This is a genomic window from Streptomyces sp. NPDC031497, from assembly GCF_055580905.1.
The window spans coordinates 23034-47512 of record NZ_JBVIKO010000020.1 but is presented as its reverse complement, the minus strand read 5'-3'; the positions used below and the strand labels follow the sequence as shown (position 1 = coordinate 47512).

General features: G+C 71.6%; 21 protein-coding genes and 1 pseudogene. 10 read left to right on the top strand and 12 right to left on the bottom strand.

Annotation, left to right across the window (positions count from 1 at the left end; genetic code table 11):
- Positions 1 to 297: 297 nt before the first annotated feature.
- The 5 genes from ACZ5K7_RS33715 to ACZ5K7_RS33695 all read left to right on the top strand — a co-directional run bounded on the left by ACZ5K7_RS33715 (position 298) and on the right by ACZ5K7_RS33695 (position 7282).
- Positions 298 to 1818 carry a catalase gene (locus ACZ5K7_RS33715; protein ID WP_351710760.1) on the top strand — a complete coding sequence of 507 codons (1521 nt, stop codon included), beginning with the start codon at positions 298 to 300 and terminating at the stop codon, positions 1816 to 1818.
- A 456-nt stretch (positions 1819 to 2274) separates the two neighbouring features.
- Positions 2275 to 3942 (top strand): serine/threonine-protein kinase, encoded by a 1668-nt coding sequence (locus ACZ5K7_RS33710; protein ID WP_468919379.1) that lies wholly within the window; start codon positions 2275 to 2277, stop codon positions 3940 to 3942.
- Positions 3943 to 4234: 292 nt separating this feature from the next.
- Positions 4235 to 6067: an arabinofuranosidase catalytic domain-containing protein gene (locus ACZ5K7_RS33705; protein WP_468919376.1), complete on the top strand. Its 1833-nt coding sequence runs from the start codon at positions 4235 to 4237 to the stop codon at positions 6065 to 6067.
- A gap of 148 nt (positions 6068 to 6215) precedes the next feature.
- Complete coding sequence (locus ACZ5K7_RS33700) at positions 6216 to 6905, top strand: DJ-1/PfpI family protein (RefSeq protein ID WP_351712690.1); 690 nt, start codon at positions 6216 to 6218, stop codon at positions 6903 to 6905.
- A gap of 56 nt (positions 6906 to 6961) precedes the next feature.
- Positions 6962 to 7282: a hypothetical protein gene (locus tag ACZ5K7_RS33695; protein WP_468919372.1), complete on the top strand. Its 321-nt coding sequence runs from the start codon at positions 6962 to 6964 to the stop codon at positions 7280 to 7282.
- Positions 7283 to 7318: 36 nt separating this feature from the next.
- On the opposite strand, the gene ACZ5K7_RS33690 is transcribed toward ACZ5K7_RS33695, so the two are convergent.
- Genes ACZ5K7_RS33690 through ACZ5K7_RS33675 form a run of 4 tightly spaced genes read right to left on the bottom strand, consistent with a single transcriptional unit; the run spans position 7319 to position 11422 of the window.
- Positions 7319 to 8332, bottom strand: a complete 1014-nt coding sequence (locus tag ACZ5K7_RS33690; protein ID WP_468919369.1) for a sugar phosphate isomerase/epimerase family protein — start codon at positions 8330 to 8332, stop codon at positions 7319 to 7321.
- Positions 8329 to 9495, bottom strand: coding sequence for a Gfo/Idh/MocA family protein (locus ACZ5K7_RS33685; RefSeq protein ID WP_468919366.1), 1167 nt, complete (start codon positions 9493 to 9495; stop codon positions 8329 to 8331). Before ACZ5K7_RS33685 ends, ACZ5K7_RS33690 begins: the two co-directional genes overlap by 4 nt.
- Positions 9492 to 10610 (bottom strand): Gfo/Idh/MocA family protein, encoded by a 1119-nt coding sequence (locus ACZ5K7_RS33680; RefSeq protein ID WP_468919363.1) that lies wholly within the window; start codon positions 10608 to 10610, stop codon positions 9492 to 9494. Before ACZ5K7_RS33680 ends, ACZ5K7_RS33685 begins: the two co-directional genes overlap by 4 nt.
- A complete protein-coding gene (locus ACZ5K7_RS33675; protein ID WP_468919360.1) occupies positions 10610 to 11422 on the bottom strand; it encodes a sugar phosphate isomerase/epimerase family protein in 813 nt (270 codons plus the stop codon). The genes ACZ5K7_RS33680 and ACZ5K7_RS33675 overlap by 1 nt, the downstream gene beginning before the upstream one ends.
- A gap of 83 nt (positions 11423 to 11505) precedes the next feature.
- On the opposite strand from ACZ5K7_RS33675, the gene ACZ5K7_RS33670 reads away from it, so the two are divergent.
- A complete protein-coding gene (locus ACZ5K7_RS33670; RefSeq protein ID WP_351712678.1) occupies positions 11506 to 12135 on the top strand; it encodes a TetR/AcrR family transcriptional regulator in 630 nt (209 codons plus the stop codon).
- Between the two features lie 140 nt (positions 12136 to 12275).
- Here ACZ5K7_RS33670 and ACZ5K7_RS33665 read toward each other — a convergent pair whose 3' ends face one another.
- Positions 12276 to 13271 carry an amidohydrolase family protein gene (locus tag ACZ5K7_RS33665; RefSeq protein ID WP_468919357.1) on the bottom strand — a complete coding sequence of 332 codons (996 nt, stop codon included), beginning with the start codon at positions 13269 to 13271 and terminating at the stop codon, positions 12276 to 12278.
- 168 nt (positions 13272 to 13439) lie between these two features.
- A complete protein-coding gene (locus ACZ5K7_RS33660) occupies positions 13440 to 13703 on the bottom strand; it encodes a DUF2630 family protein (protein ID WP_351712674.1) in 264 nt (87 codons plus the stop codon).
- A 206-nt stretch (positions 13704 to 13909) separates the two neighbouring features.
- Between ACZ5K7_RS33660 and ACZ5K7_RS33655 the strand changes: the two genes are divergently transcribed.
- Positions 13910 to 15682 carry an ABC transporter ATP-binding protein gene (locus ACZ5K7_RS33655; protein WP_468919353.1) on the top strand — a complete coding sequence of 591 codons (1773 nt, stop codon included), beginning with the start codon at positions 13910 to 13912 and terminating at the stop codon, positions 15680 to 15682.
- A gap of 175 nt (positions 15683 to 15857) precedes the next feature.
- The gene (locus ACZ5K7_RS33650) at positions 15858 to 16715 is read left to right on the top strand and encodes a DMT family transporter (protein ID WP_351712670.1); all 858 of its coding nucleotides are present in this window, start codon (positions 15858 to 15860) and stop codon (positions 16713 to 16715) included.
- Positions 16716 to 16737: 22 nt separating this feature from the next.
- Here ACZ5K7_RS33650 and ACZ5K7_RS33645 read toward each other — a convergent pair whose 3' ends face one another.
- The gene (locus ACZ5K7_RS33645) at positions 16738 to 17319 is read right to left on the bottom strand and encodes a TetR/AcrR family transcriptional regulator (RefSeq protein WP_351712668.1); all 582 of its coding nucleotides are present in this window, start codon (positions 17317 to 17319) and stop codon (positions 16738 to 16740) included.
- A gap of 115 nt (positions 17320 to 17434) precedes the next feature.
- Here ACZ5K7_RS33645 and ACZ5K7_RS33640 point away from each other — a divergent pair, with 115 nt between their 5' ends.
- Positions 17435 to 18634 carry an MFS transporter gene (locus tag ACZ5K7_RS33640; protein ID WP_468919349.1) on the top strand — a complete coding sequence of 400 codons (1200 nt, stop codon included), beginning with the start codon at positions 17435 to 17437 and terminating at the stop codon, positions 18632 to 18634.
- 73 nt (positions 18635 to 18707) lie between these two features.
- On the opposite strand, the gene ACZ5K7_RS33635 is transcribed toward ACZ5K7_RS33640, so the two are convergent.
- Positions 18708 to 19454, bottom strand: a complete 747-nt coding sequence (locus tag ACZ5K7_RS33635; RefSeq protein ID WP_351712663.1) for an AraC family transcriptional regulator — start codon at positions 19452 to 19454, stop codon at positions 18708 to 18710.
- Between the two features lie 54 nt (positions 19455 to 19508).
- Between ACZ5K7_RS33635 and ACZ5K7_RS33630 the strand changes: the two genes are divergently transcribed.
- On the top strand, positions 19509 to 20741 hold the full coding sequence (locus ACZ5K7_RS33630; protein WP_450973428.1) for an MFS transporter: 1233 nt from the start codon (positions 19509 to 19511) through the stop codon (positions 20739 to 20741).
- A gap of 48 nt (positions 20742 to 20789) precedes the next feature.
- Here ACZ5K7_RS33630 and ACZ5K7_RS33625 read toward each other — a convergent pair whose 3' ends face one another.
- The 4 genes and pseudogenes from ACZ5K7_RS33625 to ACZ5K7_RS33610 all read right to left on the bottom strand — a co-directional run.
- Positions 20790 to 21761 carry an ADP-ribosylglycohydrolase family protein gene (locus ACZ5K7_RS33625; protein WP_450973429.1) on the bottom strand — a complete coding sequence of 324 codons (972 nt, stop codon included), beginning with the start codon at positions 21759 to 21761 and terminating at the stop codon, positions 20790 to 20792.
- A gap of 112 nt (positions 21762 to 21873) precedes the next feature.
- Positions 21874 to 22959, bottom strand: coding sequence for a dipeptidase (locus tag ACZ5K7_RS33620; RefSeq protein WP_468919344.1), 1086 nt, complete (start codon positions 22957 to 22959; stop codon positions 21874 to 21876).
- Complete coding sequence (locus tag ACZ5K7_RS33615) at positions 22956 to 23375, bottom strand: amidohydrolase family protein (RefSeq protein WP_468919715.1); 420 nt, start codon at positions 23373 to 23375, stop codon at positions 22956 to 22958. Before ACZ5K7_RS33615 ends, ACZ5K7_RS33620 begins: the two co-directional genes overlap by 4 nt.
- A pseudogene (locus ACZ5K7_RS33610) lies at positions 23306 to 24268 on the bottom strand (amidohydrolase family protein); the annotation flags it as partial. The gene ACZ5K7_RS33615 and the pseudogene ACZ5K7_RS33610, both read right to left, overlap by 70 nt.
- Positions 24269 to 24479: the final 211 nt, after the last annotated feature.

The window sequence follows — 24479 nt, the reverse complement described above, 5'->3', positions numbered from 1 at the left end:
CGAAGTGGCCGGGCCGGCCCGTGTCCCCGAGTGGCGGCTCCGGGCCGGTGGGACCAGGCTGGATGCCGGAGAGCCCGGCCAGGACGCGCCGGCCCGAGTCCTCGGGCACCGGGCTCACGGTGTTTGCCTCGCACAGGCAGGGTCACCCGCTCAGTCGGAGCCCGAAGACCCCGGAAACGAAGGACGCGAGCACATCCGTACGGCACCGTCCCGGGGCGGGCCACGGGTACACCGGCCGGTCCCGGGACACCGCGAGGACCGGCACCACACTGCTGCGTGCGGAGAAAGGCGAAAGTCATGACGGAGAAACCACCCCTCACCACCACCGACTCCGGTGCCCCCGTCGAGAGTGACGAGCACTCGCTGACCGTGGGGCCCGGGGGGCCGGTCCTGCTCCAGGACGCCTATCTGATCGAGCAGATGGCACAGTTCAACCGGGAACGCATTCCCGAGCGCCAGCCGCATGCCAAGGGGAGCGGCGCGTTCGGTCACTTCGAGGTGACCGAGGACGTCAGCGCCTACACCATGGCCGGCCTCTTCCAGCCCGGCACCCGTACCGACCTGGTCATCCGTTTCTCGACGGTCGCCGGTGAGCGGGGCAGCCCGGACACCTGGCGCGACCCTCGCGGCTTCGCGGTGAAGTTCTACACCAGCGAGGGCAACTACGACATGGTCGGCAACAACACGCCGGTGTTCTTCGTGAAGGATCCGATGAAGTTCCAGCACTTCATCCGGTCCCAGAAGCGCCGCGCGGACAACAACCTGCGCGACCACGACATGCAGTGGGACTTCTGGACGCTCTCCCCGGAGTCCGCCCACCAGGTCACCTGGCTGATGGGCGACCGCGGCATCCCGCGGACCTGGCGCCACATGAACGGCTACACCTCCCACACCTACATGTGGATCAACGCCAAGGGCGAGCGGTTCTGGGTGAAGTACCACTTCAAGACCGACCAGGGGATCGAGTTCTTCACCCAGCACGAGGCCGACCAGATGGCGGCCGTCGACACGGATTACCACATGCGCGACCTCTTCGAACACATCCGTGACGGCCAGTTCCCCAGCTGGACGCTGTACGTGCAGCTCATGCCGTACGCGGAGGCCGCGGGCTACCGCTTCAACCCGTTCGACCTCACCAAGGTGTGGCCGCACGGTGACTATCCGCTCGTCCCGGTCGGCCGGATGACCCTGGACCGCAATCCGACCGACAACCACGCCGAGATCGAGCAGGCGGCGTTCCAGCCGAACAACTTCGTCCCCGGCATCGGGCCCAGCCCGGACCGCATGCTGCTGGCCCGGCTGTTCTCCTACGCGGACGCCCACCGGCACCGGATCGGCGCCAACTACCAGCAGCTCCCGGTGAACGCGCCCGTCGTCGACGTCCACACGTACTCCAAGGACGGGGCGATGGCCTACCGGAAGACGTCTGATCCGGTGTACGCCCCGAACTCCAAGGGCGGCCCGGCGGCGGACCCGGCCCGGTTCGGCCCGCCGCCCACCTGGGCGGCCGACGGCGAGATCACCCGCGCCGCCTACGTGTCCCACCCCGAGGACGACGACTGGGGGCAGCCCGGCACGATGGTGCGGGAGGTACTGGACGACGCCGCTCGCGACCGTCTGGTCGACAACGTCGTCGGGCATCTCCTCAACGGCGTCACCGACCCGGTCCTCCAGCGCGCCTTCACGTACTGGTCGAACATCGACGAGACGATCGGCAAGCGCATCGCCGACGGCGTACGGGCCAAGGGCGACGAGAAGGACCCCAAGGCCGCCGAACAGGGCAACCCCGCACGCAGTTCCATGCAGGACAAGGCCTGACCGGAGTCACCCAGAGCAGGAACACGCGCCGTGGGCCGAGCGAGTCGCTCGGCCCACGGCGCGTGTCGCGTCCGGCCGGGTGGAGACGGACCGGAAAGACGCGTTCGTCATCGGCGCATGCAGGTCACCGCCCCGCCGAGGAACTCGTTGACGAGCGGCCACGGTCCTTGGCCCGGGTCGCGAGTACGACCCGGCACGGTTCGATCCCCTCGACGGGAACGGTGGTGAGGTCCCTCCGAAGGACTCCCGCCGAGGCGGGTGAGGAAGTCGGCGCCGCAGGCGCTGTCGTGCGGCGCCGGGCCGTTGCCGCGTCGCGAACCGGCCTCGCGCACAGCCGAGTCACATCAACTGATATGAATACAACACCGCAGGCCAAGTCCACGCGGATGCCGAGGGGGCTCCGCTCACAGGTGGCGGCCCGCCCGGTTGCGACGCGCTCACCGTCCGGAGACGTTCATGAGAAGTCTCGATCCCACGGATCCGCCCGCCGTCGGCGGCTACCCGCTGCTGGCCCGGCTCGGGGACGGAGGCATGGGGCAGGTCTTTCTCTCCCGTACGCTCTCCGGCCGGCCGCTGGCGCTGAAGACCGTACGGAGCGAATTCGCCCTGGATCCGGGCTTCGAGGAACGGTTCGCGCGGGAGATCGCCAGCAGTGACCGGGTCCGGTCGCCGTGGACGGTCTCGGTCGTCGACTACAGCGCGCCGGGGCAGCGGCCGCAGTGGCTCGCCGCGGAGTACGTGGCGGCGCCCACCCTCGCCGACTGGGTGGCGCGGCACGGCCCGCTGCCCGAGGCGGCCGTCCGTGCCCTGGGAACGGAGCTCGCCGAGGGACTTCGGGCCGTGCACCGGGCGGGTCTCGCGCACCGGGACGTGAAGCCCTCCAATGTGCTGCTCGCCGGCCGTCATCCGCTGCTCATCGACTTCGGCATCGCCCGGGCCGTCGACGACACCCGGCACACCCGCACGGGCGGCGTCATCGGCTCCCCCGGATACATGGCTCCCGAGCAGGTCACGGGCGGGGCCGCGGCGGAGCCCGGCGACGTGTTCTCGCTGGCGGCGGTGCTGGTGTACGCGGCCACCGGCCAAGGTCCCTTCCTGCGCCGCGGGGAGGAACCCTCCGCGGCGCAGCTGCTCTACCGGATCGTCCACGAGGAGCCGCACCTCGACGGCGTACCGGAGTCGCTGGCGCCGGTCCTGGCCGACTGCCTCCACAAGTCGCCGCGCTCCCGGCCCACGGCACCGGAGTTGCTGGAGCGGCTCGGATCCGGCGCCGCGACGTGGGCCGATGTTCCGCCGTCGGGTCTGGCCGGGGACCTCGCCGCGCGGGAGGCTGAACTGCGCGTCCTGCTGGACGCGTCGACCGCCGCCGCGGCGCCGCCGGTTCCGCCCGCGCCGACGACGGGATTCGGACCGCCGCCGCGGTACGGTCCGCCGCCCGCGATCCCGGCCGGTACCGGCGCGGGACCCGTACCCGCCGTGCCGGCCGGTACCGGCGCGGGACCCGCGCCCTTCGTCCCGGCCGGCGCCCCGCGCGGGTCGGCGCGGAATCGGACCGCTGTGGTGGCCGTGGGCGCGCTCGCCGTCGCGGTGGCGGTCGCCGTGGCCGCCTGGTCGGGCGGGGCCGGAGACGGGGAGGCCTCGGAGGGCACGACGCCACCGGCGACCCCGACCCCGTCGTCGTCCTCGTCTCCTTCCTCGTCTCCGTCCAAGACGCACGCGGCGAACGCGCTGCCCGCGTCCTGGGTGGGGACCTGGAAGGGCACCGGCCCCGGCAACCCTTCGGCCGACGGCGTGTTCACCTTCCGTACGACGGCCGTGACCGTGGCCCTTACCCTCCACGCGGCGAAACGGGGCGAACTGGCGGGCCGCCAGGTCAGTCATGTGACCGAGGCGGGCAGCGGCCAGGACATCGGCTGTACCGAGACACTGCGCCTCCAGGAGACACACGCCACGTCGATGGTCTTCCAGGCGGTCACCAGTACCCCGACGGACCCTTCGACCGGCGGGGTGTGCGCGCCGGGCAACGTCTACGTCCTGGCCGAGGACGGAACCGACGCCTTGGCACTCGGCGACGAAGGCAGCCAGACGGCGGGATCGCCCACTCGCCTGACGCGCGTCGACTGACCGCGTGGACGGCCGTGACAGGCGTCCGGCCCTGCGGGCGCTTGGGATACGCCCGAATCCGACACGCCCTGACAGCAGTCCACACCCCCGACTTGGTCTGAACCAAAAAAGGAAACAAATATTGACCCGCTCGAACCCTGTGCGTAGGTTCCGGGCCGAGCCGATCGAAGAGCTGTGTCGCCGTGCCGTCGGTGCGGCCTCCCCCACTCCAGCTTCGAAGGGACTGGCCATGCGTGGTGCCCCGTCCGTTCAGAATGTCATGACCCCGCCAAACCCATGGACGAGGCGGCGGATGCGAAGGTCCCGGGTCGTCGCCTTGCTGGCCTCCCTCGGGCTCGCTCTCGGGCTGCTGGTCGGGCTTCCGGCCGTCTCCCAGGCTGCCGGCTCGCTGCCATGTGACATCTACGCCGCGGCCGGCACCCCGTGCGTGGCCGCGCACAGCGTCACCCGCGCGCTGCTCTCCTCCTACGACGGCCCGCTCTATCGGGTGACCCGTGTCTCGGACGGCGCCACCGCCGACATCGGGCTGCCGGCACCGGGCGGGTACGCCGACGCGACGGCCCAGGACGTCTTCTGCGCGACCAGCGGAGGCTGCCGGATCACCAAGATCTACGACCAGAGCGGCAGGCACAACGACCTGACGCCGGGGCCTGCCGGTACCGCCGGCATGGGCGACGACCGGGGTGCCGACGCATCGGAGATCGCCGTCAGCGCGGGCGGCCACAAGGTGTACGGCGTCTGGATCTCCCCCGGCGTCGGCTACCGCTACACCGGAGTCGCCTCAGGTGTCGCCGTGGGCGGTCAGCCCGAGGGCGCCTACATGGTGGCCAGCGGTACCCATGTCGGATCCGCCTGCTGCTTCGACTACGGCAACGCGGAGAGCACCCCGGCCGACACCGGCAACGGGCACATGGACGCCGTGTCGATCGCCACCACCTGCTACTTCGCGCCGTGCACCGGGAACGGGCCCTGGGTGGAGGCCGACCTGGAGAACGGCATGTTCCAGGGCGGCAACGGCTCCAACACGGCGAACCTGGGCAACGGCAGCACCTTCGTGACCGCCGTGCTGAAGAACAACGGGCAGACCCGGTACGCGCTCAAGGGCGGTGACTCCCGGTCCGGCGGACTCACCACCTGGTGGGACGGGGCGCTGCCCACCCGGGGCGGCTATCAGCCCATGCACCAGGAGGGCGGGATCATCCTGGGTATCGGGGGCGACAACAGCAACTGGAACCGAGGCACCTTCTTTGAGGGCGTCATGGTCTCCGGCTATCCCACCGACGCCGCCGAGAACGCCGTCCAGGCGAACATCGCCTCCGTCGGCTACAGCGGCGAGACGGACGTGCCCAACGGTCCGCAGGGGACGATCACCGGCCCCGGCGGCAAGTGCGTGGACGTCGCGGCGGACGACACCGGCACCAATGGCGCCGCCGTACAGCTGTGGGACTGCCAGACGTATGCCGAGGACCAGCACTGGACGCACAACCCGGACGGCTCGCTGTCCACCCTCGGGCGGTGCCTCGACATCGAGAACAACGGCACGGCGGGCGGGGCCAAGCTGGAACTGTGGGACTGCAACGGGGTCGGCGGACAGAAATGGGTCCAACAGGCCAACGGCTCCCTCCTCAACCCCCAGTCCGGACGCTGCCTCGACTCCCCCAGCGGCGCCACCACCAACGGCACCCGCCTCCAGATCTGGGACTGCAACGGCGCCGCCGCACAGAAGTTCTCGGTGCACGGCGGAGGGCCGGTGAAGGGCCCGGGCGGCACGTGTGTGGACGTCGCCGCCGACGACACCGGCACTGACGGGGCCGCCGTACAGCTGTGGGCCTGTCAGTCGTACGCGGTCGACCAGCACTGGTACCACGGGTCCGACAACTCGCTGGCCACGCTGGGGCGTTGCCTGGACATCGTGGGCAACGGGACGGCCGACGGCGCCAAGGTGGAGCTGTGGGACTGCAACGGGGTCGGCGGCCAGAAATGGGTCCAGCAAGCCGACGGCTCCCTCCTCAACCCCCAGTCCGGACGCTGCCTCGACTCCCCCGACGGCGCCACCACCAACGGCACCCGCCTCCAGATCTGGGACTGCAACGGCGCCCCCGCGCAGAAGTTCAGCCTGAGCTGAACGGGGCGCGGGTCAGGGGCCTCTTCCCGGCCGTGGCATTTTCCCGTCGAAGGGTGTCGCCCGCGCCACTGGGAAGGGAGGAGGCCGCTGGTTACGTTCGGTGTGTGCCCGGCAGTGGCCGGGTGTTCCGCACTCCGAAGGACCCTTCATGCACGCCCAGATCGTCCTGTTCGACGGCTTCGATCCGCTCGATGTCATCGCCCCCTACGAAGTCCTGTCCGCCGGGGGCGCCGCCACGGAGGGAGCGGTGACCGTGGAACTCGTCTCGGCCGAAGGGCCGCGCGAGGTGGCCGGCGGTGTCGCCGGAATCGCGCTGCGCGCCACCGCCGTACTCGACCCGGACCGCGCCGGACTGGTGCTGGTCCCGGGTGCGGCGGGCCGGATCGGGGACCCCGGTGACGTACCCGACCACGCGGCCGGGGCCGCTGAGGTGCGGGAGGACGCGACCGTTCCCGAGCTGCTGGGCCGCACGCTGAGCACCGGCCTGCCCGCCCTGCTGAAGGCCGCGGCGGAGAATCCCGAGGTGACCCTCACCGCCGTGTGCGGCGGCTCGGTCGTCCTGGCCATGGCCGGTCTGCTGGAGGGACGGCATGCCACCACGCACCACATGGGCCTCGACCTGCTGGATGCCACCGGTGCGCACGCCGTGAAGGCGCGTGTGGTCGACGACGGCGATCTCGTCACCGGCGCCGGTGTCACCTCCGGGCTCGATCTGGGCCTGTACCTGCTGGAGCGCGAGGTCGGCCCGCGGGTCGCGCAGGCCGTCGAGGAGCTGTTCGCCCATGAGCGCCGCGGCACCGTCTGGCGGAACACCGGACCGCAGCCCGCCCGGTTCTGAGCCCGTAGCCCCGCTTCCCCCCAGCACCGCACCACACCGAGAGGAAGAACCACACCATGTCCCCCGAAGGCACTTGGGACCTGTCCATCGCCACCCCCATCGGCACCATCAAGGCCGTGACCGAGTTCCGGTACGAGGACGGCGTCCTCGTCGGGACCGCGCGCGGGACGGGAGAGGAGGTGACGCTCAGCGATGTGCTCCTCGAAGACGGCCGGCTCACCTGGAAGCAGGCCGTCACCAAGCCCCTGCGGCTGAACCTGGCCTTCGCCCTGACCCTCGACGGCGACACGCTGACGGGAACCTCCAAGGCCGGCCGCCTCCCCTCGTCCAAGGTCACCGGCCGACGCCGAAACCTTCCGGCCGTCACGCCACGGTGAGAGGGGCCGTCCTGGACCCGCCGGGCCGCAGCCGGGCTACTGGTTGCTGAACGCGGCGTCGAAGGACGCCTTGGGCGTCGGCCACAGCAGCGAGCGTACGAAGGTCACCGCCTCCGCGGCTCCGTGCAGGCGGTCCATGCCGGCGTCCTCCCATTCGACGGAGATCGGGCCGTCGTAGCCGATGGACTCCAGAGCGCGGAACGCGTCCTCCCAGGGGACGTCGCCGTGGCCGGTGGAGACGAAGTCCCAGCCCCGGCGCGGGTCGCCCCACGGCTGGTGCGAGCCGAGGACGCCGGCCCGGCCGTTGCGCGGGCGCAGCCGGGTGTCCTTGCAGTCGACGTGGTAGATGCGGTCCTTGAAGTCGGTGATGAACCCGACCGGGTCGATGTTCTGCCACATCATGTGGCTGGGGTCCCAGTTGAAGCCGAAGGCCTCGCGGTGGCCGATCGCCTCCAGGGTGCGGACACCGGTCCAGTAGTCGTAGGCGATCTCGCCGGGGTGCACCTCGTGGGCGAAGCGCACGCCCTCCGCGTCGAACACGTCGAGGATCGGGTTCCAGCGGGTGGCGAAGTCCTCGTAGCCGGCGTCGATGACGGTGGCCGGTACCGGCGGGAACATGGCGACGTAGGGCCAGATGGCGGAGCCGGTGAAGCCGACGACGGTGTTCACGCCCAGCTTGCGCGCCACCCGCGCGGCGCGCTTCATGTCCTCGGCGGCGCGCTGCCGTACTCCTTCCGCGTCGCCGTCGCCCCAGACGTACGGGCGCAGGATCGCCTGGTGGCGGAAGTCGATGGGCGCGTCACAGACGGCCTGTCCGGCGAGGTGGTTGGAGATGGCGTAGACCTTGAGGCCGTGCCGGTCCAGGATCTCCAGGCGTGATGCCGCGTAGGCGTCGTCCTCGTCGGCGCGCTTCAGGTCGAGGTGGTCCCCCGAGGCGGCGATCTCCAGGCCGTCGTAGCCCCACTGCGCGGCGAGGCGGGCGACCTCCTCGAAGGGGAGGTCGGCCCACTGTCCGGTGAACAGGGTGACGGGGTGGGTGGCTGCGGTCATGTGCGGTCCTCCGTCGCGCGTGCGGCCCCGATCGTCTCGGGTACGGTCCCGATCGTCTCGGGTGCGGTCCCGATCGTCTCGGGTGCGGTCTCGATCCAGGTGCCGTGTTCGGCGGCGGAGGCCAGGACGGCCTCGGTGAGCCGGGCGGCGCGCAGTCCGTCGGCGAACGTCGGCATCCCCTCGGGGTGCCCGCCCTGTACGGCGCTGTAGACGTCGGTGACGAACGCCGTGAAGGCGTCCTGGTACCCGAGGGCGTGGCCGGGAGGCAGCACCGACAGGCGGGCCGAGTCGGGGGCGGCGGTGCCGGGGTCGCGCAGCAGCAGCTGCGATCCCTCTCGCCTGCCGATCCACAGTTCCTCGGGGCGTTCCTGTGCGAAGCGCACGCTCTGCCGGGTGCCGTGGAGTTCCAGGGTGAGGCTGTTCTTGCGGCCGGGGGCGAGCTGGCTGACGAGCAGGGTGCCCAGCGCCCCGTTGCCGAGTTCGACGAGGAGGGCGGCCGTGTCCTCGTTGGTGACGTGGGTGCCGCCGCGCTCGGCGAAGACCGTCCGGGTGCGGGCGGCCAGCCGGTGGATGCGCTGTCCGGAGACGAACTCGACGAGGTCGCACAGGTGGGAGCCGATGTCGGCGAAGGCGCGGGAGGCGCCGCCCGCTTCCGGGTCGGCGCGCCAGTTGGTGTCGCCGGGGTCGAGGAGCCAGTCCTGGAGGTAGGTGGCGTCCAGGGTGAGGACGGTGCCGAGTTGTCCGTCCGCCACCAGGGAGCGGGCCTGCCGGGCCATCGGGTGGTACCGGTAGACGAAGGGCACCGCCGCCACCCGGCCGGCCTCCCGGGCGGCCCGGACCAGTAGTTCGGCGTCCGCCGCGGTGGTGGCCAGGGGCTTCTCGCAGATGACGTGCGCGCCCGCGGCCAGCGCCGCCAGGGTGTGTTCGGTGTGCAGGCGGTTCGGGCTGCACACATGGACGACGTCGAGGTCACCGGCCGCGGTGAGGCTGCGGGCGTCCGGTTCGGAGCGTTCGACGCCGAGGGCCTCGGCGGCCCGCTCGCCGCGTTCGGGGGTCGAGCTCGCGAGGGCGGTCGGCCGGCCGCGGGCGGCCCGGCTCGCGCGGGTGTGCACGGCCGCCATGAAGCCGCCGCCGATGAATCCGGCGCGCAGCGGGCGGCTCACAGGGTGGCTCCGTAGGGGTCTCGGTCCTCGGGGACGAGCGGTATCTCGCCCGCGGCGCTGGTGACTTGCACGGTCTCGCCGGAGATGACGGACTCGTCGATGGAGATCATGGTGTCCAGGACGTGGTAGCCGAGGTCTCCGGTGGCGATGTGGGGGCTTCCGCCCCGGATGGCCCGGGCCATGTCCAGGACGCCCAGTCCGCGGCCGGCCTCGATGCCGACCGGCGTGACCGTCTCCCATACCGGGTCCTGGCCGCGTTGCTGGACCCGGGTGATCCGCACCTCTCCCGCGAAGGTGTTGGGGTCGGGCAGCACCAGCGTGCCCTCGGTGCCGGTGATCTCGACGAACCCGGTGCGGGTGAGCGGGGAGTCGAAGCTGAACACGCTCTGGGCGACCCCGCCGTTCTCGAACCGGGTGAGCGCGGAGACATGGGTGGGTACGGCGACGGCGAACTCGGTGCCCGCCCGGTGACCGCTCCGGACCGTGCGTACCGTCCGGGCGGTGGATCCGACCGCGGCGACCCGGCTGACCGAGCCGAACAGGCAGACCAGGGCGGTGAGGTAGTAGGGCCCCATGTCGAAGAGGGGTCCGGCGCCCCTGGCGAACAGGAACTCGGGGTCGGGGTGCCACAGGTCGGGTCCCGCGTACTGCATGACGGTCTGTGCGGACAGCGGGGTGCCGATGTCCCCGCGGGCGATGGCGCGGAGGGCGGTCTGCAGGCCGGGGCCGAGCACGGTGTCGGGGGCGACTCCGACCCGCAGGCCGGCCGCGGCCGCCCCATCGAGCAGGGCGCGGGCGTCGGCCCGGTCGACGGCGATGGGCTTCTCGGACCAGACGTGCTTGCCCGCGGCGACGATCGCCGAGCTGACCTCGGCGTGGACGGCGGGGACGGTCAGGTTGACGACGATGTCGACGTCCGGGTGGGCGAGGACGTCCGCGGCCGTGCCCCACTCCTCGACGCCGTACTTGCCGGCCTGGGTCTCGGCGCGCCCGGTGTCGAGGTCGCCCACGACGGCCACGTGCAGGTCGGGGAACCGGGTGAGGTTGGTCAGGTACTGGTCGCTGATGTTGCCGGCGCCGATGAGGCCGACGCCGACCGGGTTGTGTGCCGCCATCAGGCGATGCCCTTCCCGTTGAGGTAGGCGACGCCCGCCGCGATGCCCTCGAAGATGTCACCGTCGTAGTGGTCGAACTCGATGACGGCGTACTCGGCGTCCGGGGCCGCGGCCAGCGAGGCGTCGAGCGGTATCTCTCCCCGGCCCGCCGGAACCTGGCGGGTGTCGGCGGGGTCGAAGGGGGCGCCGGAGGTGAACGGGTCGTCGATGACGGGGCCGTCCTTCACGTGCAGGGCGCGCACCCGTGACCCCAGCCGGTTCAGCAGCGACACGACGTCGTAGCCGCCGGCCGAGGCCCAGAACAGGTCTATTTCCAGGGCTACTTCGGGTGCGAGCAGGTCGGCGAAGCGGTCGAAGGCGTTGACGCCGGCGACGGTGTGGACGAACTCCTGCGAATGGTTGTGGTAGCCGACGCGCAGCCCGTGGTCGGCGGCGCGTTTCGCGGCCTCGTTCAGGAGCCCGGCGGTACGGGCGATCTCCGTCTCGTCGGCCCACCGGGCGGCGGGGACGAACGGGTCGAAGAGGATCTCCACGCCCAGTCGCCGGGCGGCCCGGAAGGTCTCGTCGAGGGTGGGTGCGGGTGCCCCCTCGGCGGTGGCGCGCTCCGGGGAGAGGAAGCCGGCGTGTCCGGTCGGTGCGGACAGGCCGTGGCGGGCGAGTGCGTCGGCCAGTTCGCCGGCGCGGTGCACGAAGCCGAAGGCCTCGACGTTACTCAGTCCCAGTGCGGCGAGGCGGGCCAGGGCCGCGTCCTCGTCGGCCTCCAGGGCCTGGCGGACGGAGTAGAGCTGAACCGACATCCGTGGTGTCGACATGAAGGGCTCCTCTCGGGGCGGACGACCGCACAACAGAATACCGACAGGGGTGCTGGTTTCTAGAGGGCGATTAGCATCTCCGTATGGCAAAGACGACGGCCCGGCAGGGGACGGCCCCACGGAACTACCCCAAGGGGGAGCGCCGGCGCGCCCAGATCATCGAGGCCGCGTTCACCGCGTTCGGGCAGGTCGGCTACCGCAACGCGAGCATGGTCCAGCTCGCCGCGGCCTGCGATGTCTCGCGCGCGGGGCTGCTGCATCACTTCCCGACGAAGGAGTCGCTGCTCGAAGCGGTTCTGGAGGAACGGGAGCGCCAGGACGACGCGCACTTCTTCGGTTCGGGCGCGGTGAACCGCGACGGCCTGGAGTACTTCTCCAGCATGATCCGGCTCGTCGCGCACAACCAGGCCAACCCGCTGATAGTGAGCCTGTTCGCCGTGCTGTCGAGCGAGGCGACCGCGGCGGACCATCCGGCGCGCCCGTACTTCGTCGCACGCTACGAACGCACCCGCCGGCAGATGCAGTTGGCCGTCGACGACCTGGTACGTCGTGATCTGCTGCGCCCCCACGTGGACGCGTCGGGGCTGGCTGCGGATTTGATCGCGTTCATCGACGGCCTGCAGATCCAGTGGCTGCTCAGCCCGCACGACATCGACATGCCGGACCACCTGCGCAAGCTGCTGCGCGGCCTCATCAGCGTCGAACTGCCGTAGCCGCCGCCCTCGCTCGACCCGGACTTCCGGGAAGTGGTCCTGGACGCCGGTCTCGCCTCCTCCGACCCGGCCGAGCGCATGGTCCGCGTGCTGCTGAACCGGGGACACGAGGGCTAGGCGGGCGTGTTCCTGCGGACCGGTCACAGCCGGAACAACCGGACCGCGTTGTCGTGGCACACCGCCCGCAGCCATTCGTGCCCGAGGTCCAGACGCTCCAGGGCGTGGAGCTGGTGCACATACGGATAAGGGATGTTGGGGAAGTCGGATCCGAGCAGGACGCGGTCGCCCAGGCCGGCGACCCGGGACAGGGCGCCACGGGGGAACGGCATGAACTCCTCGGTGAAGTCGGTGAACGCCATCGTCGTGTCCAGCCGCACCTCCTCGAACCGCTCGGCGAGGCCGAGGAAGTCCTCGTACTCGGGCATCCCCATGTGCGCGACGATCAGCCGCAGCCTCGGATGCCGTGCCAGCACCCGCGCGATCGGCTCGGGGCCGGTGTACTTGCCGGGTGCGGGACCGGAACCGCAGTGGATCACCACGGGAATCCCGGCGTCGGCCAGCAGTCCCCACGCCTGCTGGAGGAGTTCGCCGGCCGGGTCGTACGCCCCCACCTGGACATGCGCCTTGAAGACCCGGGCGCCTGCTTCGACGGCCTCGCGGACGTACGTCTCCACGCCCGGTTCGGGGTACAGGGTCGCGGTGTGCAGACAGTCGGGGGTGCGCCGGGCGAAGTCGGCGGCCCACGCGTTCAGCCACGCCGCCATGCCGGGCTTGTGCGGGTAGAGCAGCGCGGTGAAGGCCCGGACGCCGAACTCCCGGAGCAGAGCGGTGCGTTCCGCCTCCTCCTTCCGGTAGGTGATCGGCCATTCCAGTCCGCCGATCAGCGGCCCGGTCATGTCGAAGTAGTTCCAGACCTTGCGCAGCACACGCTCGGGCATGAAGTGCGTGTGGACGTCGACCAGTCCGGGCAGTCCGAGCCGCTCAAGGAACCGGCGAACCTCGGCCGCCTCCGCACGCGCAGCCGCCTCGCTCAGGCCCCCCGCCGCGCCTGTGGCATCTCCCGGCACCGGTGCTCCCGGGCGGGCGGAAGGGGCGTGGACGGGGGTATCGGCGGAGGCGGTGCGGTGATCGTTCATACCGCCACGATCGGTGCTCGTGAACGGTGCGTCCAGTCCCTCTCCGTCGACGGTCGCGCCCGGCGTGGTCGAGGAGGGCGGCTCCCCGTGGTGCGGGGGCCGCCCTCCCGGACCATCAGGCCGTGGCGCCCGCGGTCCCGCCCTCCGGGGCCGTGCCCCGTGCGGTCCTCAGGACAGGTAGCCCTCCACCTCGGACGCCGGGCGGACATTCGCCCCGGTGGGGTCCTGGCCCGCCGCGATCCTGGCCCGGCGCTGCCGCAGCAGGTCCCAGCACTGGTCCAGCTCGGTCTCCAGGTGTGCCAGGAGGGCGTGCTCGGTCGTCCCGTCGATCTCCTCCTGCGCCAGGCGCTCCCGCAGGTCCTTCTCCTGGCTGATCATTTCCGTGATGCGGCCGAGTATCCGCTTCTCGGCCTCGGCCTCTGGTCCTGTCATGGCTGCCTCTTTCCGCACGACGGAGTGGATCACAACTACGACGGGGCGCTCGCCGTTCCGTCCGCCCCTCTCCCCCACCTTCTCCCACTCGGCCCCCAGCCGCATCGGCCGGTGGCCCGCACCTCTGTCGTTGTCGGGCACTGGGTGTACGGTGACCGACGGAAAGCGGTTGCTGAAAGCCTGGCGCGCAAGGAGGACCACCGCCGATGGCGTCGACGTCGGAACGACCGCTCGACCACCGCTACCGGGGCGAACATCCCATCCGTACCCTCCGGTACCTCCTACGTGCCGATCGCCGCAGCCTGACGGCGGCGGTCCTCGTGTTCACCGTCAAGCACAGCCCCGTCTGGCTCCTGCCGCTGATCACCGCCTCGGTCGTGGACACGGTCGTACAGCACCGGGAGATATCCCGGCTCTGGACGGCCGTGGGGATCATCATGGCGATCCTGCTGGTCAACTACCCGCTGCATGTGCTGTATGTGCGGCTGCTCTACGGCAGCGTGCGCCGGATGGGCACCACGCTGCGCTCGGCGCTGTGCACCCGCATGCAGCAACTGTCCATCGGCTACCACTCCCGGGTCAGCGCCGGTGTGCTCCAGGCCAAGGTCGTGCGGGACGTCGAGACCGTCGAGCAGATGGTCCAGCAGACCGCCGAGCAGGGCCTGGGCGCGCTGACCGTGCTGGCCGGCGGGCTGGTGATCATCGCCGTCCGTACACCGGAGTTCCTGCCCGTCTTCCTGGTCGTGGTGCCGGGCGCGACGCTGATCGTGGCCCGGCTGCGGTCACGACTGCGGACCCACAACGAGCACTTCCGGCACGAGGTGGAGACCCTGTCCTCCCGGGTGACCGAGATGACGCGGCTCATCCCGGTCACCCGCGCCCACGGTCTGGAGGGCAAGGCGCTGCGCCGCATGGACGGCACCCTGCGCCGGCTGCTCACCTCCGGGATGCGCCTTGACCTGGTCAACGGCCGCTTCGGCTCGCTGGCCTGGGTGGTCCTCAACGTGATCGGGGTCGCCGTCCTCGCCACCGCCGCGCTGGTGTCGTACTACGGCGTGTGGGGCGTCTCCGCCGGTGACGTCGTCATGCTCAGCGCCTTCCTGACCACCCTCACCAACTCCACGACGACGCTGACGAGTCTGGCCCCGGTGGTCACCAAGGGGCTGGAGTCGGTGCGTTCGGTCGGCGAGGTGCTGCAGGCGCCCGAACTGGAGGACAACGAGGGCAGGGCGGAGGTCACCGCCGTCCGCGGTGCCGTCGTGTTCGAGGGGGTCGGCTTCGCCTACGAGGACACCGGCCGCGCGGCCGTGGCGGACTTCACCCTCGATGTGGCGCCGGGCGAGACCGTCGCCCTGGTGGGCGCCTCGGGTGCCGGCAAGTCCACCGTGCTCAATCTCGTCATCGGGTTCATCCGGCCCACGACCGGCCGGCTGCTCCTGGACGGCACCGACATGAGCGGCCTCGATCTGCGCACCTACCGGCGGTTCGTCTCGGTCGTCCCGCAGGAGTCGATCCTCTTCGACGGCACGATCCGGGAGAACGTCGCCTACGGCATGGAGGACGAGGCCGACGAGGCGGCGGTCCGCGCGGCGCTGCGCGACGCCAACGCCCTGGAGTTCGTGGACGAGCTGCCCCAGGGTCTGGACACCGTGGTCGGCGAGCGCGGTGCCCGGCTCTCCGGCGGTCAGCGCCAACGCCTCACCATCGCACGCGCGTTGATCCGTGATCCGCGGGTCCTGGTGCTGGACGAGGCCACCTCGGCACTGGACACCCGCTCCGAGGCGCTGGTGCAGCAGGCGCTGGCGCGTCTGCTGCGCGGGCGTACCACCTTCGTGGTGGCCCACCGGCTGTCGACCGTACGCGGTGCCGACCGCATCGTGGTGATGGACGACGGCCGCATCCGCGAGATCGGCACCCACGAGGAACTGCTGCACCGGGGCGGTGCCTACACCGCGCTGCACGGTGGGCAGGTGGCCTGACCGGCGGGACGCCCGTCAGGTGGCCTGACCGGCGGGACGCCCGCGGACGTGCGGCGACCGGGCATCGTGGTCCTCGGAATTCGCTTACCGGTATGTGAGACGGCGAAGCGGCCGGGGACGGCCGTCGCCACGCCTTCGGAGAGAGCGCGGCGCCCGCTCACGGCATGCTGGAACCATGATGGGGCTCGCCGTGCTCTTCGCCGTCCTGGGTGCCGTCAGCAATGCGACGGGCACGGCCTTCCAGCGGAAGGCAGCGTCGACCCTGCCCACCGGGGGCGGGGTGCGCCTGCTGCTCGCCCTGGCACGGCGACCCGCCTGGTCGATCGGGATCGTCGGCGTCACGGGGGCCGCGGTGTTCCAGGCGCTGGCCCTGGTGAACGGCCCGATGGCGCTGGTCCAGCCACTGTTCATGCTGGAACTGCCGTTCGCCCTGCTGATCGCCATACCGCTGATGCACCGGCGACCGAACCCGCAGGGCTGGTGGGCGATCGCCGTGGTGGTCGCCGGCCTGGCCCTCCTGCTCGGTTCGGCGGCCCCGTCCGGCGGACGGGACCAGGCGTCCATGCAGCGCTGGATCCCGGCCCTGGCCCTCACCGTGGGGGCGATCGCCGGCACCGTGCTGCTCGAACGGTCCTCGTCGTCACCGCTGTTTCGCGCGGCGACCCTGGCATCGGGTGCCGCGATCGGCAACGCGCTGACCGCCGCGCTGATGAAGTCGGCCACCGGCCGGCTCGCCGACGCCGGCCTGCCCGCCTTCCTCACCACCTGGCAGACCTACGGCTTCGCACTCACCGGGATCACGGCGCTGATGCTCCTGGAGAACTCGTTGCAGGCCGGCCCGCTCGTAGCGTCCCAGCCCGCGCTGACGATCGGCGACGCGGCGGTGAGCCTGCTGCTGGGCGTCGCCCTGTTCGGCGAGTCGGTGCGCACCGGCTGGTGGCTGCTGCCCGAGGCGCTCGGCGCCGGACTGATCATCTGGGGTGTGGTCCGGCTGACCCGCGTCGTACCGAACCTCGCGTCCGTCGTGCACTGAGAGTCGTGCGGCGGGGGCCGTTTCAGGGGCCGTCGGCGGTGAGTCTCGGGGCGGCGGTGACGATCGCGTGCACGGTCTCGGTGACCAGGCGCCGGTCCAGGGGGGCCTCGTCGAAGGCGCGGTGCATCGGCCAGCCCTCGATCAGCGCGTCGAGCGCACGGGACACCCCGGGGGTGAAGTGAAGGGCGAGGCTCTCCCTGCTGCGTTCGAGCCAGGTGCGGGTGGTCGCGGACACCGCCTCGTTGTGGTTGGCGTAGGCGTACATCTCGAAGATGAGCGTCATGTCGCGTTCCGTGGCGTACGCCGGTCCGCAGATCAGCTCGACCACGGCCGCCTCGGCCTCGGCCGTGGAGGCGGCGGACTGCAGAGTCCGCCGGTAGAGCTGGGACATGGTGTCCGACAGGCGGGCGAAGGCCTGGGCGAGCAGGTCCGCCATGCCGTCGAAGTAGTACGTCAGCGAGCCGAGCGGGACCTGCGCCCGCGCCGCGATCCTCCGATGGGTGGTCGTGTGCACACCGCCCTCGGCGATCACCTCGAGGGCCGCATCCAGAATGCGCTCCTTGCGTCCGGGGTCGTTCGGGATCTCGCGTCGTGTGCCGGTCACGCCCTCAATCTGCCATGGGTTGACCGGCGCAGAGTGTGTACGGATGTACAGCCCAGTGTGTACATTCGTACAGACTCACGCAGGGACCCATCGGGCACATCTGGAGCCACCAGCCATGACCGCCGACCTCGCCCGGCGCCGTAGCGCCGTCTTCGTCCTGTTCTTCGTGCCCGGCCTGACCACCTCCTCCTGGGTCACCCGCACCCCGGACGTGCGGGACATGCTCGGTGCCTCCACCGCGCAGATGGGTCTGATCCTGTTCGGCCTCTCGGTCGGCTCGATGGCCGGGATCCTGTGCTCGGGCGCGCTGGTGGCCCGCTGGGGTGCCCGGCTCGTCGTCCTCGCCGGAACGTCGGCGATCGCCGCCGGCGCCGCGCTGATCGGCATCGGGGCCGCCGCCGGCACGGGCCTCGGCGTGGCCCTGGGCCTCGGACTGTTCGGCCTCGGCATGGGCGGCGGCGAGGTGGCCCTCAACGTCGAGGGCGCGGAGGTGGAGCGGCTGCTCGGCCGCTCCACGATGCCCGCCATGCACGGCTTCTTCAGTCTCGGCACCGTGGTCGGCGCCGTCGCCGGTATGTGCCTGACGGCGATCGGCTTCCCCGTGCTCGTCCATCTCGTCACGGTCGCCGGCGTGGCTCTGGCCGCACTCGCCCTGGTGATCCGGAGCGTCCCCTCGGAGGTGGGCCGGCGGACCGCCGCCGAGCGCCCCGAGCCGGGCGCGGCACGGGCCCCGGCGTGGAAGGACCCCACGCTGCTGCTCATCGGCTGTGTCATCCTCGCCCTCGCGATGGCCGAGGGCTCCGCGAACGACTGGCTGCCGCTGGTCATGGTGGACGGTCACGGTTTCGACGCGGCGCTGGGCTCGGCCGTGTACGCCGTGTTCGCCGCCGCGATGACCGTCGGGCGCTTCGTCGGCGGGCGGTTCGTCGACCGGTTCGGGCGGGCTGCGGCGCTGTGCGGGAGCGCGCTCGTCGGGGCCGCGGGACTGGCCCTGGTGATCTTCGTCGACCATCAGGCCGTGGCGGCCGCCGCGGCCGTCCTCTGGGGGCTCGGGGCGTCGCTCGGGTTCCCGGTCGCGCTCTCCGCGGCCGGCGACTCCGGCGCCGACTCCGCCGCCCGGGTCGCACTGGCCGCGACCGTCGGCTACGTCGCCTTCCTGGTGGGCCCGCCGTCCCTCGGCTACCTCGGTGAGCACTTCGGCCTGCGGCACGCCCTCATCCTGGTGCTCGCCCTGGTGGTGGCCGCGGTCTTCGCCACGCCGGCCGCCCGTTCGCCGCGGCGGCGGGCACGGGACGCGGAACCGGTGCGCGGGTGAGACCGGCGGGTGAGGTTCGCGCGGGTGAGGGCTGACACCGGCGAGGGCCGCCTGTCCCGCGGTCGGTCCGCCGTCACTGTGCCGTCGGATGGGAGCCCGGGGTGTGGCCGAAGGCCCGCCGGAAGGCGTCGATGAACGCGCTGGCCGACGACCAGCCGCAGGCGTGGGCCACCGCCGTCACCGGGGTCCGGTCGGCGAGCAGGATCAGCGCGTGCTGGAGGCGCAGCTGGGTGCGCCACTGCGGGAAGGTCATCCCGAGGTCGCCGCGGAACAGCCGGGACAGGGTACGGTCGCCTGCTCCGACGGCACGGCCGAGTTCCTTGAGCGTGCGGCCGTCGGCCGGGTCGGCCTGGAGGATCGCGCACACGTCACGCAGCAGGGGTGCGGTGGGGGTGGGCAGGTGCAGCGGCTGTTGCGGTGAGGCCCGCAGCTGGTCGAGCAGGACGGCGCGCAGCCGGGCCCGTTCGGGGCTGTCGTCGTCCTCGCCGCGGGTGTAGGCGATGATCAGCTCGCGCAGGAGCGGGCCGACGGCGAGCACGGTCGGGGCGTCGAGCGCGAGGGGGTTCTCGGTGGCGGGCAGCCCGATGAAATGCAGTTCGAGTTCGCCGTAGGCCCGGTGCGCGTGGACGGTGCCGGCCGGCACCCAGATGGCGCGGTTGCCAGGGGCGACCCAGGAGCCCGCGCCGGTCGTCACGGCCACCACGCCCCGGCCGGCGTAGGCGATCTGGTGGTCGTCGTGCCGGTGCGCGTCGATGGCGTGGCCGGCGGCCAGCCATCGGGTGTGGGTCGGGGCGGTGGCCTCGTGGCGGATTTCCGTCATTGCTTGGCAGATTACCGGAAGTGCGACAGGCCGCCGGGCCCGGAGCATGGCGGGGTGCGAAGGAATACATCGATCACTCTGCTGTCCGCCGGCCATGCCTGTGTCGACATCTACCAAGGTGCCGTGGCGGCACTGCTGCCGTTCTTCGTCTCCGAGCGCGGCTACTCCTACGCGGTCGCCTCCGGTGTCGTACTGGCGGCGTCCGTGCTCTCCTCGGTGGCGCAGCCGCTGTTCGGGGTGCTGACCGACCGCTGGCCGATGCCCTGGCTGCTGCCGGTCAGCACCCTGCTGGGCGGTGCCGGTGTCGCGCTGAGCGGGGTGGGCGGCTCGTACCCGCTCACCCTGGTGTTCATGGCCCTGTCCGGGATGGGGGTGGCCGCCTACCACCCCGAGTCCGCCCGGGTCGCCCGTATCGCCAGCCGGGGCAGCCACAACGCGATGGGGGTGTTCGCCACCGGCGGCAACATCGGCTTCGCGCTGGCCCCGCTGATGGTGGGCGCCGTCGTCGGCACCGGCGGGCTGCGCTGGACACCGGTACTGGTGATACCGGCGCTGGCCGGTACGGCGCTGTGCCTGCCCGTGCTGCGCGCGCTCCGCGCCGACAAGGCCCTCGGCACCGCCGCGCCGGTGCCGGCCGGGAGCGACGACGTCGCGTCCTTCGTACGGCTGTCCCTGGCCGTGGTGTTCCGGTCGATCGCGTTCGTGGGTCTGAGCACCTTCATCTCGCTCTACGCCGAGCAGCGCACGGGCGGTGGCACCGCCGCCGGCACCGCGGCCCTGACGGTGCTCTACCTCGGGGGCGCGGTCGGTTCCGTGCTGGGCGGGTCCCTGGCGGGCCGCTGGGACCGGGTGACCGTCTCCCGCTGGTCCTACGTGCTGGCCGTGGTGGCCGTCGCGGGTGTGGTGTGGGTGCCGGGCCCTGCCCTCTACCTGTTCGTGGCGCTGACGTCGGTCGGCCTGTACGTGCCGTTCTCGCTCCAGGTGACGCTCGGGCAGGACTATCTGCCCTCCCGCATCGGCACGGCCAGCGGGGTCACCCTCGGCCTGACCGTGAGCATCGGCGGCCTGGCCGGACCCGCCCTCGGCAGCCTCGCCGACGCCACCTCCCTGCGGACCGCGCTGGCGCCGCTGGTCCTGATGCCGGTGCTGAGTCGGCTCCTGTTCGGCACCCTGCGCGAGCCCGGCGGTCCCCGGCGGCGCGACACGACGCCGGGGACCGCTACCGGGCACGGCGACGGCGCCACCGCCGTTCCGACCGCACCGGGACACCGCTCACGAAAGCCGTGAGCCGTGAGCCGTGAATAGAGCCGCGGCTGTGTCCTGGCCGAGCGCTGGTCACAGAGCCGCGGCCCGTGCGGATTCCGCGTCGCGGGGCGCGTCTGCTTCCAGGCGGTGCGCGAGATCGATCAGATCGGCCAGACGCAGCACCCGTCCACCGAACCCTGGCAGGGGGACATGCAAGGGCTCGGTCCAGCGGACAGGGATCGCCTCCAATCCGTGGTACGCGCCTGCGAGAGCTCCGGTGACCGCGGCGACAGTGTCTGTATCGCCGCCCACGTCAATCGCCGCGCGCATGGCGTCCTCGAAGCTGGACGTGCTGCGCAGAGCCCAGACCGCCGAACCCAAGCAGGGCCAGACCGCGCCGTTGAACTCGGTTGCCTGGTCGGGATGCCAGTCAGCGGCAACGACTGTTGCGTATCGCTGACGGTGGTCGGGATGGATGAGATCCAGAACGTCAGGAAGGGCGCAGAGGGGGTCGGCGCCTGCCAGGCAGAGGCGAATGAGTTCGTGGAATATGGCGGTGCCTTCCCAGGCGGCGCGGTCGCCGTGGGTCAGGGCAGCGATGCGCCGGGCGGCATCCATCGTGGCCGACTGGCCGGCGCGTGCAAAGTAGACGGCGGATGTCGAGGCCCTCATCAATGAACCGTTACCGGCTGCTCGCTGGTTGACCTGGAAATGAATTGCAGCGGCGAGGTCCCACGGCATGCCGTTCGTCAGCACGTCCTCGGTCTGAAGACCGATGTCTTTGGGGTCGGCTGCCGCCCACCGCTGGAAGCGGGCGAAGATGTCCGGCAGGTCCGGTCCACCCCGCTGCAGTAGCGACTCCGCGACAAGAACGGCCATTTGCGTGTCGTCCGTGGCTTCACCCGGTTCCCAACCGCCGCCTCCGCACATCTCGCCACCGCACCCGGGTTGTGGGAACCGGGCAGAGAACGCACCCGGCGGGCCGAACTCGAAAGGGGCTCCCAACGCGTCGCCCACCGCTGAGCCGACGACCGCCGCAACGGCTCGCTCCATACGCTCCATTCGCGCAGGCTATCGGCGTCACACGGCAGCCGCACCGGCGGCGGAGCGTCGCGATGCGGCCGCTCGCGCGCCGGCCCGTCGGCGCCACCTTGCCGTCGGCTGAGGAACGAGTTCAGGCCGTCCAGACGCGGTCGGCGTAGTCGAGGAAGTTGCGGCCGAGGATCTTCTCGATGCGTTCGGAGTGGTAACCGCGTTTCTCCAGGAGGTGGATCAGGTCGCGGAACTGGTCCGCGCCGCGGAGGTCCACGACGAAGGGGTAGGTGTCGGCCCGTTCGCCGGCCGCGCTGACGCCGGCCGCCCGGCGGGCGGCGACGTGCTCGGCGAGGGCCGCGCGATAGGTGTCGAGGTCGTCCACGGCGGTGACGCTGCCGTCGGTGCCGATGCCGACGTGGTCCTCGCCGCAGACGTCGACCGCGTGCACGATGTGGTCGACGACGTCGGCGGCGGTGGCGTGCCCGGTCGGGTTGAGGAAGGGCATGAAGTAGATGCCGACGAAGCCGCCCCGGTCGGCGACCAGCCGGAGTTCCTCGTCCGTCTTGTTGCGCGGCAGGTCGGCCAGGGCGCGGCAGCCGGTGTGGTTGATCGAGACGGGCTGCCGGGAGTGCCGGGCCGCGTCCAGGCAGGTGTTCTCCCCGCTGTGCGAGAGGTCGACCATCAGGTGGTGGTCGTTGAGCGCTTCGACGACCCGGTGGCCGAAGGGGGTCAGGCCGCGGTTGGCGGTGGCCATGGAGCCGTCGCCGAGGTGGTTGGCCTGGTTGTAGGTGAGCTGGACGACCCGTACGCCGGCCTCGGCGAAGCCGGCGACGCGGGTGTCGACGAGGGCTGGGTCCTCGCCGACGGCCACGGCGTTCTGGAAGCCGTAGATGACGCCGATCCGCCGCTCGCGGTGGGCGCGTCGGATGTCGTCGGTCGTCCGGACCTTGAGCAGGTCGGCCGGGTGGGCGTCGATGATCCCGTCCCAGACCGCTATCTCGTCGAGCGTGTGCGCGTACGGCGGCAGGTCGCCCATGGTGTAGCCGAGGGTGATGTTGATTGCGGTCAGGCCGGAGGCATGGGCGTCGGCGATCGCCCGTGCGTCCACGGCGAGTTGACCGCTGGAGGGGTTGAGCTGAGTGGCGGCGGCCAGGGCTGCGGGGGCGTTGGGGTTGTCGAGTTGTCCCAGCGCGTTGACGATCATCGGGTGGGCGGTGGCGGTCATGGGGCGTCCTTCTCGAACTCGGCGCGGTCGAAACGGCAGCCGCGTTTCACGGTGAGGGTGAGGGTGCGCAGGTTGGCGATGTCCTGGAGGGGGTCCTCGTCCAGGACGGCGAAGTTCGCGAGTTTTCCGGGTTCGACGCTGCCCATGTCCGCCTCGGTGCCGGCGGCTCTGGCGCCGACGAGAGTCGCCGAGCGCAGAACGTCGGCGGCGGGGATGCCGCAACGGTCGACCAGGAAGGCGAGTCGCCGTAGAGGGCGGGGAACGGGTCGTCGGGGTCGGTCTCGAAGTCCGTGCCGGTGCTGACGTCGACTCCGGCGCGGTGTGCCTGGGCGGTGACGGCGGCGGCCAACTCGGCGTTGCGGCGGGCCCGTTCGACGGACTCGGCGGTGTCTCCCCGGAGTTCGTCGCTGGTCCACATGGACGCGGTGGCGTCGAGGACGGTGCCGCGGCGGCGCATCTCGGCGAAGAGGGCGGCCAGTTTCGGGTCGTCGCCCGTCGTGAAACGGTCGTGGTCGACACGGGGTTTGGTCTGGTAGCTGCTCAACGGCCCGGTGGGATCCTCGAAGGCGAGCAGCGTGACATGGGAGACGCTGTCCACGCCCGCGGTGACGACCTCGCCGGGTGCGGCCGGGAAGACGGTGGCGTGCGCCCAGACGGCGATGCCCTGGCGGTGCGCCTCGGCGGTGACGGCGGTGACGGTCGCGGCGTCCAGGTCGGCGTAGACCTTGATCGCGGCGGCGTGGGTGCCACGGGCCAGGGCGACGGCGATCGTCAGGTCGGTGTCCGGAGTGATCGCCTGCATCCAGGGGACGGCACCGGGCACGGCGCCCCGGGATACCTCGTGGGTGCGCGGGTCGTCGAAGAAGGACGGCCCGGCCATGAGGGCCGCGTAGCGGATGTCGGGGCCGGGGATCTCGCCGACCAGGGCGGCCCGGGCGAGGTCGCCGATCTGCCGCAGGTCATCGGCCATGTCACGGACGGCGGTGACCCCGCTGTGCACCAGGCGCCGGAGCACCACCTCGGCGACGGGCCGGTCGGGCGGGGTGGCCAGGTGCTGGTGGGTGTCGATCAGGCCGGGGACGACGAACCGCCCGTCGAGGTCGACGCGGGGTGCGTCGGCCGCGAGCGGGGGCAGCGGGTCGCCGTCACCGGAGACGGTGTGGATGCGGGCGCCGTCCGTGACGATCGTGGTGTTCGGGCGGGATCGGTCGCCGGTGCCGTCGAAGAGGGTGGCACCGCGGTAGACCGTGAGGGTTCCGGCGGGCGGTGCGGCCCAGGGGGCCGGGGCGCCCGGGGGCAGGTCGGTCATCGTCACCTTCGTCCGGGATACGGTGTTGTTACGCTGTAGGTAACATCTGTATCGTGTGATGAAAACGCAGGTACTGTACTCCGCGCTCGGCGGATCGCCGCAAGGACCCGAACCGGACAGGACACCGGACCTGGCGCAGGACCAGGCGGGACCATGCACCGGACAGCACACCGGACCAGGCACCGGACAGGGGCACCCCGGCCCGTGGCCA

Bases quoted from the DNA above. Each gene is read 5' to 3' on its own strand.
- ACZ5K7_RS33715 (WP_351710760.1), top strand. From the start codon at position 298: ATGACGGAGAAACCACCCCTCACCACCACCGACTCCGGTGCCCCCGTC.
- ACZ5K7_RS33710 (WP_468919379.1), top strand. From the start codon at position 2,275: ATGAGAAGTCTCGATCCCACGGATCCGCCCGCCGTCGGCGGCTACCCG.
- ACZ5K7_RS33705 (WP_468919376.1), top strand. From the start codon at position 4,235: ATGCGAAGGTCCCGGGTCGTCGCCTTGCTGGCCTCCCTCGGGCTCGCT.
- ACZ5K7_RS33700 (WP_351712690.1), top strand. From the start codon at position 6,216: ATGCACGCCCAGATCGTCCTGTTCGACGGCTTCGATCCGCTCGATGTC.
- ACZ5K7_RS33695 (WP_468919372.1), top strand. From the start codon at position 6,962: ATGTCCCCCGAAGGCACTTGGGACCTGTCCATCGCCACCCCCATCGGC.
- ACZ5K7_RS33690 (WP_468919369.1), bottom strand. From the start codon at position 8,332: ATGACCGCAGCCACCCACCCCGTCACCCTGTTCACCGGACAGTGGGCC.
- ACZ5K7_RS33680 (WP_468919363.1), bottom strand. From the start codon at position 10,610: ATGGCGGCACACAACCCGGTCGGCGTCGGCCTCATCGGCGCCGGCAAC.
- ACZ5K7_RS33675 (WP_468919360.1), bottom strand. From the start codon at position 11,422: ATGTCGACACCACGGATGTCGGTTCAGCTCTACTCCGTCCGCCAGGCC.
- ACZ5K7_RS33670 (WP_351712678.1), top strand. From the start codon at position 11,506: ATGGCAAAGACGACGGCCCGGCAGGGGACGGCCCCACGGAACTACCCC.
- ACZ5K7_RS33665 (WP_468919357.1), bottom strand. From the start codon at position 13,271: ATGAACGATCACCGCACCGCCTCCGCCGATACCCCCGTCCACGCCCCT.
- ACZ5K7_RS33660 (WP_351712674.1), bottom strand. From the start codon at position 13,703: ATGACAGGACCAGAGGCCGAGGCCGAGAAGCGGATACTCGGCCGCATC.
- ACZ5K7_RS33655 (WP_468919353.1), top strand. From the start codon at position 13,910: ATGGCGTCGACGTCGGAACGACCGCTCGACCACCGCTACCGGGGCGAA.
- ACZ5K7_RS33650 (WP_351712670.1), top strand. From the start codon at position 15,858: ATGATGGGGCTCGCCGTGCTCTTCGCCGTCCTGGGTGCCGTCAGCAAT.
- ACZ5K7_RS33640 (WP_468919349.1), top strand. From the start codon at position 17,435: ATGACCGCCGACCTCGCCCGGCGCCGTAGCGCCGTCTTCGTCCTGTTC.
- ACZ5K7_RS33635 (WP_351712663.1), bottom strand. From the start codon at position 19,454: ATGACGGAAATCCGCCACGAGGCCACCGCCCCGACCCACACCCGATGG.
- ACZ5K7_RS33625 (WP_450973429.1), bottom strand. From the start codon at position 21,761: ATGGAGCGTATGGAGCGAGCCGTTGCGGCGGTCGTCGGCTCAGCGGTG.
- ACZ5K7_RS33620 (WP_468919344.1), bottom strand. From the start codon at position 22,959: ATGACCGCCACCGCCCACCCGATGATCGTCAACGCGCTGGGACAACTC.